This window comes from Acinetobacter sp. YH01010, from assembly GCF_013420775.1.
Taxonomy (GTDB): Bacteria; Pseudomonadota; Gammaproteobacteria; order Pseudomonadales; family Moraxellaceae; genus Acinetobacter; species Acinetobacter amyesii.
The window spans coordinates 82,034-96,038 of the sequence record NZ_VOYF01000014.1; the positions used below are offsets into that span (position 1 = coordinate 82,034).

Below are 14,005 nucleotides of genomic sequence, written 5' to 3' on the forward strand. Positions count from 1 at the left end.
ATTTGCATGAGGCTCTCTCCCAATGCTTAAAGCTCAACAACTAACACTTGCAGTATTAGTAAACGCTGCTCTTATTTCTACTGTTTTTGCTAGCGAACAAAGCGAATCTAAAGGCTTTGTGGAAGATGCCGAAGGCTCTGTATTGTTCCGTACAGGTTACATCAACCGTGACAAAACCAATTACATTGACAATGATACTGGTGCAGTAAAACGAGTAACAGATACCAGCTCAGCTGCTCAGTCTGCGATTGTAAAACTTGAATCTGGTTTTACAAAAGGTATTATCGGTTTTGGTGCCAATGTTACTGGCGATGCTTCATTCAAATTAGGCAGCAATGATAATGCTGGCAATGGCATGATTCCGCTTCATAACGGCGGAGCTAAAGATGCAAATGGTGATGTAGACGCCTATAACCATTGGGCGCGTGGCGGAGCTAGCGTTAAAGCACGAGTATCAAATACAACTGTTGAATACGGTACCCAAGTTCTAGATCTTCCTGTACTTGCGTCTAATACAGCACGTATGGTTCCAGAATATTTCACTGGTGTTCTTGCGAAAAGCCGTGAAATTGAAAATCTAGAATTGGTTGCTGGTAAATTCACAGAGAATCAATATTCAGATCAAATCAATACTGATGGCCGTCATCTAGATAATGCAATCGTTTGGGGTGCAAAGTACAAATTTAACGATCAGCTTAATGCATCTTACTATGGCTTAGACAGTGAAGATGCGCTTGAACGTCACTACATCAATGCAAACTACACATTGCCTTTAGCTGAAAAACGCTCTTTAAATGTAGACTTCAATGGCTACCATACTGAATGGGACGAGCAAGCTGGAACTTATTCTTCAACAATTGGTAATAAAAATGTTGACGGCCGCAGCAATAGCATCTGGTCTCTTGCAGGTACATTAAACCAAGGCGCTCACTCAGTCATGCTGGCTTACCAACAAAATACAGGCAACACTGGTTATGACTATGGCGAAAATGCTGATGGCGCACAGTCAATCTATGTAGCTAACTCATACTTATCTGACTTTGTGGGGAACCATGAAAAATCGGCACAAGTTCAATATAACTTAAACTTTACTGATTATGGTGTGCCAGGCTTGAACTGGACTTCTGCATTCGTTTATGGCTGGGATATTAAAGTCAACAATTCAGCAAAAGAAGGTCAAGAGCGCGAATTCTTTAACCAAGTGAAATATACTGTTCAATCTGGTTTTGCTAAGGAAGCAAGCTTACGTGTACGTCATTCTTACTACCGCGCAAGTGATAACTACCAAGCTGGTAACTATATCGGTGATACAAACGAATGGCGTTTATTCTTAGACATCCCTGTGAAATTATTTTAATTTCGCAGCTACTCTAAGATAGCGAAAAAAAACCTGCACACTGTGCAGGTTTTTTTATGAGCATCGATTTCATATAAAAACGATGCTCAGCTTAAAACAATAAATATTATTTGTTCGCAGCTTGGTAAGCTTCAATTGAGCTCAGTACTTCTTGTTTCGCAACATCAGCACCTTCCCAACCACTTAACTTAACCCATTTACCAGGCTCTAAGTCTTTGTAGTGTTGGAAGAAATGCTCAATTTGATTGATCAACAATGCAGGAAGATCGGTATATTCTTGAACATCTTTATAAAGCGGAGTCAATTTGTCGTGTGGAACAGCAACAAGTTTTGCGTCAACACCACCGTCATCTTCCATGTTCAATTTACCAACAGGACGGCAACGAATTACAGAACCTGGCTCTACTGGATGTGGAGTTACCACAAGTACGTCTAATGGGTCACCATCCAAAGATAATGTATTTGGAACATAACCATAGTTCGCTGGGTAGAACATTGCAGTACCCATGAAACGGTCTACAAATAACGCATCAGAATCTTTATCGATTTCGTATTTGATTGGTGCTGCATTTGCAGGAATTTCAATAATGACATAGATGTCGTTTGGTGCATCTTTACCCGCTGGGATATTGCTGTAGCTCATAGCATCACTCTTTAAACAAAGTTAAATCTTTTAATCCGGCACAATTATAACGGTTTTATCGCTTTTTTTGTGATTTTAGCGATCATGCTGATAATTTAATCATCAAGCAGAACATTTAGCTTAATTTAATGACCAATAACATCAGGCAAATCGGGCATAACATCGACAAGGTCCAAATGATTGAACGTAAAGTTGCCCAATTGGCTAAATAACATAGCCCATAAATAACGCGTAAAACGAGATAGGCTATCCCAAAGGTCATGATGTATTGTTGATGAATCACCATGTATTCGGCCATTAGAATAGCCGCAATAAATAAAGGTAAACTTTCAAAACTATTTTGCTGCACTGCATGTGCGCGGCTCGCCAACCCTGTAGAGCGCGCTAAAACTTCACGTGGATTTTGATTATCACTCGACTTAAAACCTGCAGCTCGCTTCGCAATAAATGTAAATACATATGGCAGTAAACAAGCGGCCAAAATGAGATAGATGATCCCACTGATGCTGTGCATGTGTTTTTTCTCAGGAAGATTTTATGGCTGCTATAATACCATGGCATTTCGTGAATAATTTTTGTTAAATATAGTGTTTTTATAATCGGCAGATGAAAGGATCCTCTATGAGCACTTCTGATCAAGATCAATTATTTGAAGTTCTTGAAGAGCAAAAACGCCATCAGCTTCGCGTCGATCGTGCCTTAAAAATCGTCATCCCTGTGACTGCATTTTTACTTGCTGTGATCTGCGCCAACTTAAATGTCTGGTCGACTGTTTTCAGCTTTGTCATCATGTGGGTTGCATTCTATGCAGTTTCCATCAAGCAACTTCCCCTTTGGCATTGGGTCATTGTCATTGCCCTATATTGCTTAGTTGACAATATTTTAACCTATGGCAGCTATAACCAATCCGGCTTTAGTCGTCAGTTCGGCGCGATGTTTATTTTCTTAGGTGTTTTTGGAGTAGGACGTCGCTACTTTGATCGCTGGTCGATGAATAAAGGCAAGCTTTAATGAGCTAAATTTAAAGCGATAAAAAAGCGCCCGAAGGCGCTTTTTTTATGCATCGTATTATGCGGTTTTACGCAAATCTTTACGTAGAATTTTACCAACGTTTGATTTTGGTAATTCATCCATAAATTCAACATAACGTGGGCGTTTATAGCCAGTTAAGTTTTCTTTTGCGAATGCCAAAACTTCTTCAGTCGTTAAAGATGGATCTTTTTTCACAACGAATAATTTAGGTACTTCACCTGATTTTTCATCAGGAACACCAATCGCAGCAACTTCTAGCACTTTTGGATGTTTTGCAACAACTTCTTCAATTTCAGAAGGATAAACGTTGAAGCCAGACACCAAAATCATGTCTTTTTTACGGTCTACAATCTTCACATAACCGCGTGGATCCATGACACCAATGTCACCTGTACGGAAGAAACCGTCCGCCGTCATTACTTTGGCAGTTTCATCTGGACGGTTCCAATAGCCTTTCATGACTTGAGGACCACGAATCGAAATTTCACCTTGCTCACCTTGAGCAACTTCATTGCCATCATCATCTAAAATAGCAACTTCAGTCAGTGGCAATGGAATACCAATCGTACCGCTGAATTCCATTGATGCTGGAGGGTTTGCGGTTGCAACAGGTGAAGTTTCTGATAAACCATAACCTTCGATAATATTGGTACCTGTAACTTTCTTCCACGCTTCTGCAGTCGAAGGAAGCACTGCCATACCACCACCCATCGCCATTTTTAGCTTACTGTGGTCAAGTTGCTTGAACTCTTCATTGTTCACCAAAGCATTGAACAATGTGTTCACTGCTGGGAAGAATGAAGGTTGGTATTTACGTAATTCTTTCATTACCGCAGGTAGGTCACGCGGGTTAGGAATCAATACGTTTGCCTGACCTTTGTACATACCGTAAAGTGCACACACCATAAATGCAAAGATGTGATACAGCGGTAATGCACAGAAGATACGATCATCTGGCTGACCATCTTTCTGACCAAATTTACTTTGGAAAATACCATCACACTGCAACATGTTTGACACAAGGTTACGATGAGTCAATTCTGCGCCTTTAGATACGCCAGTTGTACCACCGGTATACTGAAGTACAGCAGTATCACTTAAAGTTAAGTTTGGACGTTTGTAATTGTTTGCACTCACTTTAGACATTGCTGCATTAAAGCGAATATGACCTGGAATGTTCCAAGCTGGAATTTGTTTACGTACTGAACGTAATACAAAGTTAACCAATGTACCTTTCAGCGTACCAAGCATGTCACCCACAGATGCCACGATCACGTGTTTTACTGGGGTTTTACCAATAATCGCTTGGTAAACAGATGCAAAGTTTTCAATAATAACAAGAGCTTCTGTTCCAGAGTCATTCAATTGATGCTCAAGTTCACGAGAGGTATACAGTGGATTCACGTTGACCAATACCAGGCCAGCACGGAATACACCCAATGCGACAACAGGATATTGAAGAACGTTCGGCATCATGACTGCAACGCGTGAACCTTTAGCTAAACCTAAACTTTGCAAATAAGTTGCAAATTTACGGCTAGCTTCATCAAGTTCTTTAAAAGTTAAGACTTTATCCATAAAGATAAAGGCATCTCTTGAGCCAAACTTCTGGAAATTACGCTCAAAAATATCGACCAATGAGGTATTTTCTGCGGGTAATTCTACAGTTTCTGGAATCCCTGTCTTTTGGTATTCAGCGAACCAAATCTTTTCCATAACGCCCAATTCTCCTGTCGTAATCCTTAATAATCCAACTGTTTTTTTTCAATATTAAGCGGTCATTATTTAACTTGTTTGTGCTTAATATTGCATCCATTTCACGAATAACAGCATATATAACGTATTTCGTTCCATGGATGCTAGTATTATCTTTGAATGAACAGTTTATTTGCTTTTTGATATCCACGTGGTAACAACACACCTTTCGATGCACGTTTGCCCACATATTTTTGCAGATCGTCGGCTTTAAGCTTTAATTGTTGATTACCTGCAAGCACTTGAATTATTTCATCTAAATTCAAAGTTGTCATGGATACAATTTGATCTTTTGCCTCAAGTTGTATCAATTTATTACCTTTACCCTTATTCAGCACTGGTAATTCATCAAGTTCAACCAACAGCAAACGCCCCGCAGAACTGAGGAGTGCAAGATGTGTTGCATTCTCAATCGCCGTTAAATTCATAACCGCCGCCCCTTCAGACAAGCTAAGGAAGGCTTTACCCGCTTTGGCATTGGTATCAAGATTTTTCGCTTGGGTTTTAAAGCCATAGCCTTTACTACTCATTGCCAAGACTTCTGTTTCATCTTCAGCAATAAACACTTGTTTAAAGCCAACACCACTTGCAGGTGCAAGCTTAGAACTCAGAGGCTCACCTAAACCACGCGCGGATGGTAAAGTATTGATGCCCAAAGCATAGCTACGACCGGCATCATCTAAGACATAAACACGTTGATTTGATTTACCTTGTGCATGGCTGAGATATTGGTCACCAGCACGGAAATTTAAGTTCTCAGCATCGACTTCATGACCTTTCGCCGAGCGAATCCAACCCGCTTCAGACAACACCACAGTCACAGGATCTGCAGGAAGCATATCTTGTTCATTAATCGCATGGGCTTCTGCACGTTTCACAATTGGAGAACGGCGGTCATCACCAAATTTCTTCGCATCTTCTTTAAGTTCATTAATGATCAAGGCTTTTAATGATTCAGGATTCGCCAATTGTTCACGAATAATGGCAGCTTTGGCTTCCAATTCTTCTTGTTCACGGCGCATTTCCATTTCTTCAAGTTTTGCCAAATGACGTAACTTGAGTTCTAAAATCGCTTCGGCTTGAATTTCATCGATATTAAAATGCGTCATCAACACCGGTTTAGGCTGATCTTCTTCGCGAATAATACGAATCACTTCATCAATATTCAGATAAGCAATGATCAAGCCTGCAAGTATATGTAACCGTTTTTCAATTTTATTCAGATGATAAGTCAAACGACGTGTCACGGTATTTTTACGGATTTCAATCCATTCCAACAAAATACGGCGGATCGATTTCACTTGCGGACGACCGTCAGCGCCAATCATGTTCATATTGACACGATAGCTCGACTCTAAGTCGGTGGTTGCAAATAGATGACTCATCACCGATTCAGCATCAATACGATTCGAGCGCAGGACAATCACTAAACGTGTTGGGTTTTTATGATCTGACTCATCACGTAAGTCCGTGACCAATGGCAACTTCTTCGCCTGCATTTGATCTGCAATCTGCGTGATCACTTTCGAACCTGAAACCTGATACGGCAGCTCCGTAATCACGATTTCATTTTTCTCAATGCTGTACACCGCACGAGTTCGATAACTACCGCGACCCGTGGTTTGAATTTTAAGTAATTCTTCTGGAGAAGTAATAATTTCCGCACGTGTCGGCAAATCAGGCGCAGGAATATATTCTGCGACTTTCTCATCGGTTAAATTAGGATTGCGAATTAAGGCGATGGTACCCTTCACCACTTCACGTAAGTTATGCGGTGGGATATCGGTTGCCATACCCACAGCAATGCCCGTTGTGCCGTTGAGTAAAATATTCGGTACACGTGCGGGTAAATTCACCGGCTCTTTCATCGAGCCATCAAAGTTATCCTGCCAATCACAAGTCCCTTGTCCTAACTCAGACAATAATAAATCACTATAAGCAGACAGTTTTGCTTCGGTATATCGCATTGCTGCGAAGGATTTCGGATCATCTGGTGAGCCCCAGTTTCCCTGACCTTCAATAAATGGATAGCGATAACTAAACGGCTGCGCCATGAGGACCATGGCTTCATAACAAGCTAAGTCACCGTGAGGATGGTATTTACCCAGTACATCACCAACCGTACGTGCAGATTTTTTTGGCTTACCCGTTGGCTTTAGCCCGAGTTCGCTCATCGCATAGACGATACGACGCTGAACGGGTTTTAAACCATCACTGATATGTGGCAATGCACGATCCATAATCACGTACATGGCGTAGTTGAGATATGCTTGTTCGGTAAATTCTGCTACGGAACGGTTTTCTGTCGCATGATGCGCAAGGCTTGTCATAACAACCTGTAATCCTAAATTGTTCGTTCTTTATTGGGTTCTTATGCTATGTCGCAGGTGTCCCCTATACAAGGGGATGATCTAACACTCTGCGACAAATTGTGTCTTATGGCGTAAAAATATCCATTTTATTCACCATGATCAACTAAAAATTCAACAGTCTTTATAGACCGATGGATTCTAAAGTTTTGCCCTTAGTTTCTTCACCTAAAACCAAAATCACCACGGCAACTGCAATTAAGACTGCTGTAAACATCATAAAGACATAGCTAAAACCATGATCCATATCCATCATATGTGTCACAGCAAAAGGCGCGGCAATGCCCCCGATCCGACCAATGGCACCCGCCCAGCCCGAACCAAAGGCACGAATATTGGCCGGATATTGTTCTGGTGTATAGGTGTAAAGTACGCCCCAAGCACCGAGATTAAAGAAGGACATTAAACAGCCCCAAATCACAATCTCTGTCACACTGCCAGACTGACCGAAGAAATATGCCGAAATGGCACACATCCCAATGAAGCCCGCCAACGTAGCTTTACGACCTAATTTTTCGACCAACCATGCAGCTGCAATATAACCCGGTAATTGTGCCAAAATCATGACCAAAACATATTCAAAGGATTGAACAATGGTGTAGCCTTCTTTAACCAATAAACTTGGCAACCACGTAAAAATACCGTAATAAGAAAAGACGATACCGAACCAAATGAGCCACAGCATTAAAGTACGACGTGCAAAAATGCCTGACCACAACTGTGAAAAACTGATGTTGTGCTTTTCTGCAACCGGTTTGACCTCAAAGATTTCAACCACTTGCACACCACATTTGGCTTCAATCTTTTTCACCAATGCATGTGCTTCATCAAAACGTCCACGGTTAATCAAATAAGGCACCGATTCAGGCACCATTTTCCAAATCACGATCGCATATAACGCAGGGATTCCGCCAATCAGGAAAGCCGCATGCCAACCAAAATCAGGAATAATAAAGCGTGATACTAACGCCGCAACCAACCAACCCAGTCCCCAAAAACTTTCCAGTAAGACAATAAAACGTCCTCGTACATGCGCTGGAATATATTCACTGACCAAAGTCACCGCGACTGGGAGTTGCCCCCCTAAACCTAAGCCGACAATAAAACGAAATACCAACAACCAAGTTAGATTAGGTGCAAACGCACATGCAGCGGTGGCTAAGCTATAAATCACCAATGTCCATGCAAACACTGTTTTTCGGCCAAAGCGATCTGCCATTCCTCCAGAAAACACTGCGCCAATCGCCATTCCAACAAAACCAATCGAGACCACCCAACTTTTATCATTTGGCGTCATGGCCCAATCTTCAGCCATTTTCGCTAAGATGAAGGAAATGAGTCCCGTATCCATGGCATCAAACATCCAGCCAAGGCCAATAACCCAAAGTAAAGTGTAGTGAAACTTACCGATGGGTAAGCGTTGTATACGTGAGACTAAGTCCATAACAAGATCTCTGAACTGGTGGAAGGATGAACACTGCTTTCCCAACAGGATGTATGATTTTGCGTTTTTTAGTATAGATCCATGCAAAAGACCGACCATTGATCCGTCTTTTTAGCATTTTAATGTGATGTTATAGCAACGCGGCTATGACAAATCTTTTGAAGATACTGACTGATCATCATCATCTTTATAAATAAATTTAGGCATTTCTAAGCCAAAGTAAATGGCGATCAGACGTAAGGTGAAACCGAAAATGAGCGTCGCAATGACGGTCAATTCTAGCGATAAGCCAATCTCAATGCAGAGCCAATAACAAATCACGGACACAAAAGAAATACTGGCATAAAGTTCACGACGGAACACCAGCGGGACATCGTTACATAGAATGTCTCGTAAAATACCGCCAGAGACACCAGTTAGTACCCCTGCTACCGCAGAAACCACAAAACCATGTCCCATTTCTAAAGCGATTTGACAGCCAATAATGGTAAAACCAATGAGACCCAAGGCATCGAGAACCAAGAAGATATTACGAAGATGACGCATCCACTTTGCAATCAGGATGGTGACAAATGCAGCAAAGCAGGTCAGCATGAGATATTCGGGATGCTTAACCCACGTCAGCGGATAGTGGCCAAGTAGCACATCACGAACCGAACCGCCCCCCAGTGCCGTGACACAGGCAATCAATGTTACCCCAAACCAGTCCATACTCCGCCGACCCGCAGACAATGCACCTGTCATTGCTTCTGCCGTGATTGCGATAATATAAATAACGGTAAGTAACATCGCCCTTCTTCCACTGAGGGTTGAGATGCGCGCTATTCTAAGCTAAATCTGCTCAAATGTTATAAAAATTGCGCACAACATTGTTTAAATTTTCGTCCAGAACCACAAATACAGGGTTGCTTCATGGTGATTTTCATCTCTGTGGTCGGATCAAGGAAATACCAGCGCTGCTCGAACTTCACAAAGTGTGAAATTTCATGATGTACCTGCGCTTGCTGCCCATCGTGATAATGGGCTTTAAATTCAACTTGAGCATGATTTTTATCGAGCTTTTCTTGAGCCTGTACCACCTCAAGTTTTAACCATTGATTGACCTGACTCCACGCTGCAATGGCACTCACATCCAAGGCTTGCTGCTGTCCAAGCGCAGTTGTTTGTACAATATAATCAATCTCATGCTGTGCAAAAGCACTATAACGTGAACGCATCAACTGCTCTGCGCTCTGTGCATTTTCACGCCCCGCATGTAAGGGCTGACAACAGTTGGCATACTCACCTTTGCCACATGGACATTGGACTTGTGACATATTTGTTTCCATAAAAAATAGCCTGACAATGCAGGCTATTTTAACGGATCTTTCCACACAATTTTCATCAGTAGATCCGTATCGATTCAAATAAAAGAATGATACACGGTAAGGTCATCCGCAAGTGTTTGAGACAGGACTACTTCTAATCAAAAATGTTTTTGCAATGCTTTGAATAATTTGACGGTAGTGAACGAGTTTTGCGGATGACAATGGTTTTGGGTACTTTTGCCGAAACAAAAGTACCTCCAGCCGAAGGCTAATCCCTTTATTTAAACCCTAGATGTAAGACTCCGTCGAATAGACTTAAAAATCATTTTAAAAATGCGTAATTACTTTTACGTGCGTAACATCAGTGATCTATATAGATTACCCCCCGATACGCAACTTAATCTTCAGTTGGCATGGGAATGACATGCACTTTTTCGATCTTGTGGCCATCCATTGTGACCACTTCAAAGATGTGTTCATCCGCTTTGAATTTTTCACCATTGGCTGGTAAACGGCCCAAATGAAATAAGATATATCCAGACAGTGTCGAATACTGTTCAGCATCATCCACCAAATCACGACCCAACAATAAAGACACATGACGAATGTCAGTTGAGCCATCGAGTAACAATGAACCATCATCGAGACTTTCTGCTGCTGTCTCCGGTTCATCTTCATCGGGAAACTCACCAGCAATCGCTTCTAAGACATCAATTGGTGTTGCAATCCCTTCAATTGAACCGTATTCGTTCAACACCAAGGCCATTTGCAACGGCGCTTGACGCAGTTGTTCCATCACCATCAAGACTTGTGCATTTTCATGCACCACTACAGGCTCACGGAGATGTTTTTCGAAATCGAGTACGCCCGTTTCAATATAGTCATTCATGACTTTATGAGTCAGTACCGCACCCGCGATATTGTCTAACTCGCCGTGTGCCACAATCAAACGTGAATGCGTGGTACTGAGTAATTGAGCACGAATCGCCTCAGGCGCTTCATCCAAGTCAATCCATTCTAGTTCAGGACGAGGTGTCATCACTGACTTCACTGGACGTTCAGATAAACCCAGTACCCCTTGTACCATGACACTGTGGTAAACCCCGTTGTCTTCATCAAAGACTTCATCGGCAAAGGCACGTGTTGCAAGCACATCTTCATTTTCATTTTGATTGTCTGCAACATTTTTCCCACCGAGCATACGCATCACCGCTGAGGCTGTGCGATAACGTAAGTCTGTGGTTGTCACCATTTTTTCCTGATTATGACGCATGGTTTGGTTCAAGAACTCAATCATGACAGAGAAACCAATGGCCGCGTATAAGTAACCTTTTGGAATATGGAAACCAAAGCCTTCGACTAAGAGCGAGAAACCGATCATCATCAAGAAACACAGACACAGAATCACCACCGTTGGGTGACGGTTCACGAAGTTCATCAGTGGTTTAGATGCCCACAGCATAATGCCGACAGCAATAATGACCGCAATCATCATGACAGAAAGGTGTTTCACCATCCCGACAGCGGTAATCACGCTGTCGAGCGAGAACACGGCATCAAGCACCACAATCTGCACAATCACCATCCAAAACGTCGCATGCACAGGATTTTCTTCCTTTAGCATGGGCTTGTTTTCAAGACGTTCACGCAGTTCCATGGTGCCTTTAAACAGTAAGAACACCCCACCAAACAGTAAAATTAGATCTCGACCGGAGAATGGATGGTCGAAAATATGGAACAGTGGATTGGTTAGAGTCACCACCCATGCAATTGAGGCCAGTAAGACCAATCGCATACACAGTGCAAGCAATAAGCCGACAATCCGTGCGGTATTACGCTGTTCTGGCGGTAATTTTTCCGCAAGAATCGCAATAAAAACCAGGTTATCGATACCTAAAACAATCTCAAGCACCACCAGTGTCAATAAACCCACCCATGCAGAAGGATCGGACATCCATTCAAAGATCATGGTTGTATCTCCTGAATGTTATTCACACGTAGATCATGCTGATTTGAAGATGAAATGCATTGGACATGCGCAAACGCTTTTAATGGCGTTCTTTCTAATATTTTGATGTGTGCTGAGTGACAACAACCACTACCCATGACGGTTCTTTAGCTTGAAATGAAGTTTTAAGTATAGCAAGTTAAGGTAAAAATTCACCCTTTTTTACCAAAGTACAATCTCAGTATGGAAGAATTTAAACCCAGTGATGACATTAAATTGTCATATTTAGCTGCCAATGTAGTGTCATAAAAAATAACATGCTAAGGTAAAATTAAAACGTAATGAATAGCGGATTAAAAATGACAGAAAAACGTGGTAATCCTTCTCCTGCTACAACACAACCTTTAATCGCACTGTATTGCGGCTCCCGCTCTGGTAACAATCCAATTTATCAAGAAAAAGCCATCGCATTAGCGCAAGGCTTGGCTGAACATGGTTTTGGTCTGGTCTATGGTGGCGCCAGTATTGGCCTGATGGGTCAAGTCGCTGACGCTGTGGTCGATCATGGCGGCGAAGCTGTGGGTGTGATTCCTGAGTTTATGTTGGATTATGAAATTGCACATAATCATTTGACTGAACTACACGTCGTGCGCAGTATGCATGAGCGTAAAGCCATGATGGCAGAACGTGCAAGTGCCTTTGTTGCCCTGCCCGGTGGTCTCGGTACATTCGAAGAAATTTTAGAAATCGCCACTTGGGGACAGTTGAATCAACACCAAAAGCCGATGATGCTTTATAACGTCAATGGCTTCTATGATGCACTGATTGCACAATTAGACCATGCGGTCGCTGAAGGTTTCTTGCCGCCGCAGCATCGTGCCAAACTGATCGTATGTAATTCTTCGAAGCAGATCTTTAGTGCACTGAAAAATTTAGATTGCCCGAAAAATTTCGTGGTCTAACTGTATTTTAGATGTCAAAAAGGGGAATAAATCATTCCCCTTTTTTATTACTCGATGTCCTACTTCAAATCTATATCGTGCCGACTTAACCCGACACCACACGATAGAACCATGGCAAGGTTGTCGCTAAGAAAATACTCATCAATAAACCAAGCATCAATTTCATCGCATCTTTGCTGACATTTCGTGAAGTTCGATATTTATTCACTTCATGTAAATGCATGGACATGGCAAATTCACGTCCTGCAAGTAAGCCCAAGAACACCCAAGTGGTACTCATTGGAATATTACTCCACTCTTTGAACACCAATAAAATCAAGGCATACATAAAGTCGATAATGGTTGCCGAGCGGATATCAGCCACACCCGTTTTGGTGTCGATAATGCCCTGAATCGCCCCACCACGTTGGTACAAAATGATCCCAAGCAGTACGATAAACACCACAATTGCAAAAATCAGGAACTCCAGCGGCACCTGACGAGGGACGTAGACAAAAATATTGGCCAAATCCTGAATCAGCCACTGACTCCATAAAAATGCCGTCGAAACCCACTGTAGTCCCACCCAAATATTCGAGGGTGTTTCATCACGTGTTTTACTGAAATAAACCGAAATGCCTTTAATCACAAAACGGTAAATAATAATCGCGACAACAAAAGCAACCGCGTAACCCATCATCGACTTGGTTAACATCGACCCGAGACTACTCGGAGAGAAAATCGTCAACACTAAGAATGTGGTACTGACTGGAATACCGTAGCGAGTCAAAATGATCAGTAAGATCGGTGGCACAATATAGAGCCACGTTACCCCTTCTGCGGGAAATGGAATCGTTTCTAAACGACCATAAGATGCATCCCCCACGCCAGAACTGTACCAACCATAAACCAATACAATGGCTAGAATACTGCTGACATAGATCCACAACAGCCACCAAGGGCGATGCGCATTGGATGAAATAAAGGTTCCCAATGTCTGTGGCACATCATTACCGACAATAGAATAGGCCGCGAGACAGAAGCCTATGACCATCAGAATTTCGATTGTCATGAAAACAAAACACCTTTGCCATAAAGAAAAAGCCCTCCAATAAATGAAGGACTTGAGCGCATTATGACAGTTTATCTGGCGTTCATACAATTTTGTGCCGTGCTTTTCTCGACATCAAAATAAAAACTTTAAATAAA

Annotated in this window: 12 protein-coding genes; 3 read left to right on the forward strand and 9 right to left on the reverse strand. The window is 42.1% G+C overall.

Annotated features, from left to right (window positions below):
- Window positions 1-22 precede the first annotated feature (22 nt).
- A complete protein-coding gene (locus FTT77_RS13035; RefSeq protein ID WP_180109417.1) occupies window positions 23-1,357 on the forward strand; it encodes an OprD family outer membrane porin in 1,335 nt (444 codons plus the stop codon).
- A gap of 106 nt (window positions 1,358-1,463) precedes the next feature.
- Here FTT77_RS13035 and ppa read toward each other — a convergent pair whose 3' ends face one another.
- Complete coding sequence (gene ppa, locus FTT77_RS13040; protein ID WP_168378239.1) at window positions 1,464-2,000, reverse strand: inorganic diphosphatase; 537 nt, start codon at window positions 1,998-2,000, stop codon at window positions 1,464-1,466.
- Between the two features lie 115 nt (window positions 2,001-2,115).
- On the reverse strand, window positions 2,116-2,514 hold the full coding sequence (locus FTT77_RS13045) for an MAPEG family protein (RefSeq protein WP_078189470.1): 399 nt from the start codon (window positions 2,512-2,514) through the stop codon (window positions 2,116-2,118).
- A 107-nt stretch (window positions 2,515-2,621) separates the two neighbouring features.
- Between FTT77_RS13045 and FTT77_RS13050 the strand changes: the two genes are divergently transcribed.
- Window positions 2,622-3,011 (forward strand): hypothetical protein, encoded by a 390-nt coding sequence (locus tag FTT77_RS13050; protein ID WP_168378240.1) that lies wholly within the window; start codon window positions 2,622-2,624, stop codon window positions 3,009-3,011.
- A gap of 57 nt (window positions 3,012-3,068) precedes the next feature.
- On the opposite strand, the gene FTT77_RS13055 is transcribed toward FTT77_RS13050, so the two are convergent.
- The 6 genes from FTT77_RS13055 to FTT77_RS13080 all read right to left on the reverse strand — a co-directional run bounded on the left by FTT77_RS13055 (window position 3,069) and on the right by FTT77_RS13080 (window position 11,876).
- The gene (locus FTT77_RS13055) at window positions 3,069-4,748 is read right to left on the reverse strand and encodes a long-chain-fatty-acid--CoA ligase (protein WP_168378241.1); all 1,680 of its coding nucleotides are present in this window, start codon (window positions 4,746-4,748) and stop codon (window positions 3,069-3,071) included.
- A 149-nt stretch (window positions 4,749-4,897) separates the two neighbouring features.
- Window positions 4,898-7,117 (reverse strand): DNA topoisomerase IV subunit A, encoded by a 2,220-nt coding sequence (parC, locus tag FTT77_RS13060; RefSeq protein ID WP_180010706.1) that lies wholly within the window; start codon window positions 7,115-7,117, stop codon window positions 4,898-4,900.
- 163 nt (window positions 7,118-7,280) lie between these two features.
- Window positions 7,281-8,600 (reverse strand): MFS transporter, encoded by a 1,320-nt coding sequence (locus FTT77_RS13065; RefSeq protein ID WP_180109416.1) that lies wholly within the window; start codon window positions 8,598-8,600, stop codon window positions 7,281-7,283.
- Window positions 8,601-8,744: 144 nt separating this feature from the next.
- Window positions 8,745-9,389, reverse strand: coding sequence for a trimeric intracellular cation channel family protein (locus tag FTT77_RS13070; RefSeq protein ID WP_078189475.1), 645 nt, complete (start codon window positions 9,387-9,389; stop codon window positions 8,745-8,747).
- 59 nt (window positions 9,390-9,448) lie between these two features.
- On the reverse strand, window positions 9,449-9,916 hold the full coding sequence (locus FTT77_RS13075) for a YchJ family protein (protein ID WP_180010708.1): 468 nt from the start codon (window positions 9,914-9,916) through the stop codon (window positions 9,449-9,451).
- Between the two features lie 388 nt (window positions 9,917-10,304).
- Entirely contained in the window at window positions 10,305-11,876 is a 1,572-nt protein-coding gene (locus FTT77_RS13080) for a TerC family protein (protein WP_180109415.1), read from the reverse strand.
- A gap of 320 nt (window positions 11,877-12,196) precedes the next feature.
- Between FTT77_RS13080 and FTT77_RS13085 the strand changes: the two genes are divergently transcribed.
- A complete protein-coding gene (locus FTT77_RS13085; RefSeq protein ID WP_078192607.1) occupies window positions 12,197-12,817 on the forward strand; it encodes a TIGR00730 family Rossman fold protein in 621 nt (206 codons plus the stop codon).
- 85 nt (window positions 12,818-12,902) lie between these two features.
- On the opposite strand, the gene FTT77_RS13090 is transcribed toward FTT77_RS13085, so the two are convergent.
- Window positions 12,903-13,868, reverse strand: a complete 966-nt coding sequence (locus FTT77_RS13090; protein WP_111884840.1) for a hypothetical protein — start codon at window positions 13,866-13,868, stop codon at window positions 12,903-12,905.
- Between the last annotated feature and the right edge of the window lie 137 nt (window positions 13,869-14,005).

Coding starts and splice junctions, on each gene's coding strand:
- FTT77_RS13065 (WP_180109416.1), bottom strand. CDS start 8,600: ATGGACTTAGTCTCACGTATACAACGCTTACCCATCGGTAAGTTTCAC.
- FTT77_RS13085 (WP_078192607.1), top strand. CDS start 12,197: ATGAATAGCGGATTAAAAATGACAGAAAAACGTGGTAATCCTTCTCCT.
- parC (WP_180010706.1), bottom strand. CDS start 7,117: ATGACAAGCCTTGCGCATCATGCGACAGAAAACCGTTCCGTAGCAGAA.
- FTT77_RS13050 (WP_168378240.1), top strand. CDS start 2,622: ATGAGCACTTCTGATCAAGATCAATTATTTGAAGTTCTTGAAGAGCAA.
- FTT77_RS13035 (WP_180109417.1), top strand. CDS start 23: ATGCTTAAAGCTCAACAACTAACACTTGCAGTATTAGTAAACGCTGCT.
- FTT77_RS13090 (WP_111884840.1), bottom strand. CDS start 13,868: ATGACAATCGAAATTCTGATGGTCATAGGCTTCTGTCTCGCGGCCTAT.
- FTT77_RS13070 (WP_078189475.1), bottom strand. CDS start 9,389: ATGTTACTTACCGTTATTTATATTATCGCAATCACGGCAGAAGCAATG.
- FTT77_RS13080 (WP_180109415.1), bottom strand. CDS start 11,876: ATGATCTTTGAATGGATGTCCGATCCTTCTGCATGGGTGGGTTTATTG.
- FTT77_RS13045 (WP_078189470.1), bottom strand. CDS start 2,514: ATGCACAGCATCAGTGGGATCATCTATCTCATTTTGGCCGCTTGTTTA.
- ppa (WP_168378239.1), bottom strand. CDS start 2,000: ATGAGCTACAGCAATATCCCAGCGGGTAAAGATGCACCAAACGACATC.
- FTT77_RS13055 (WP_168378241.1), bottom strand. CDS start 4,748: ATGGAAAAGATTTGGTTCGCTGAATACCAAAAGACAGGGATTCCAGAA.
- FTT77_RS13075 (WP_180010708.1), bottom strand. CDS start 9,916: ATGTCACAAGTCCAATGTCCATGTGGCAAAGGTGAGTATGCCAACTGT.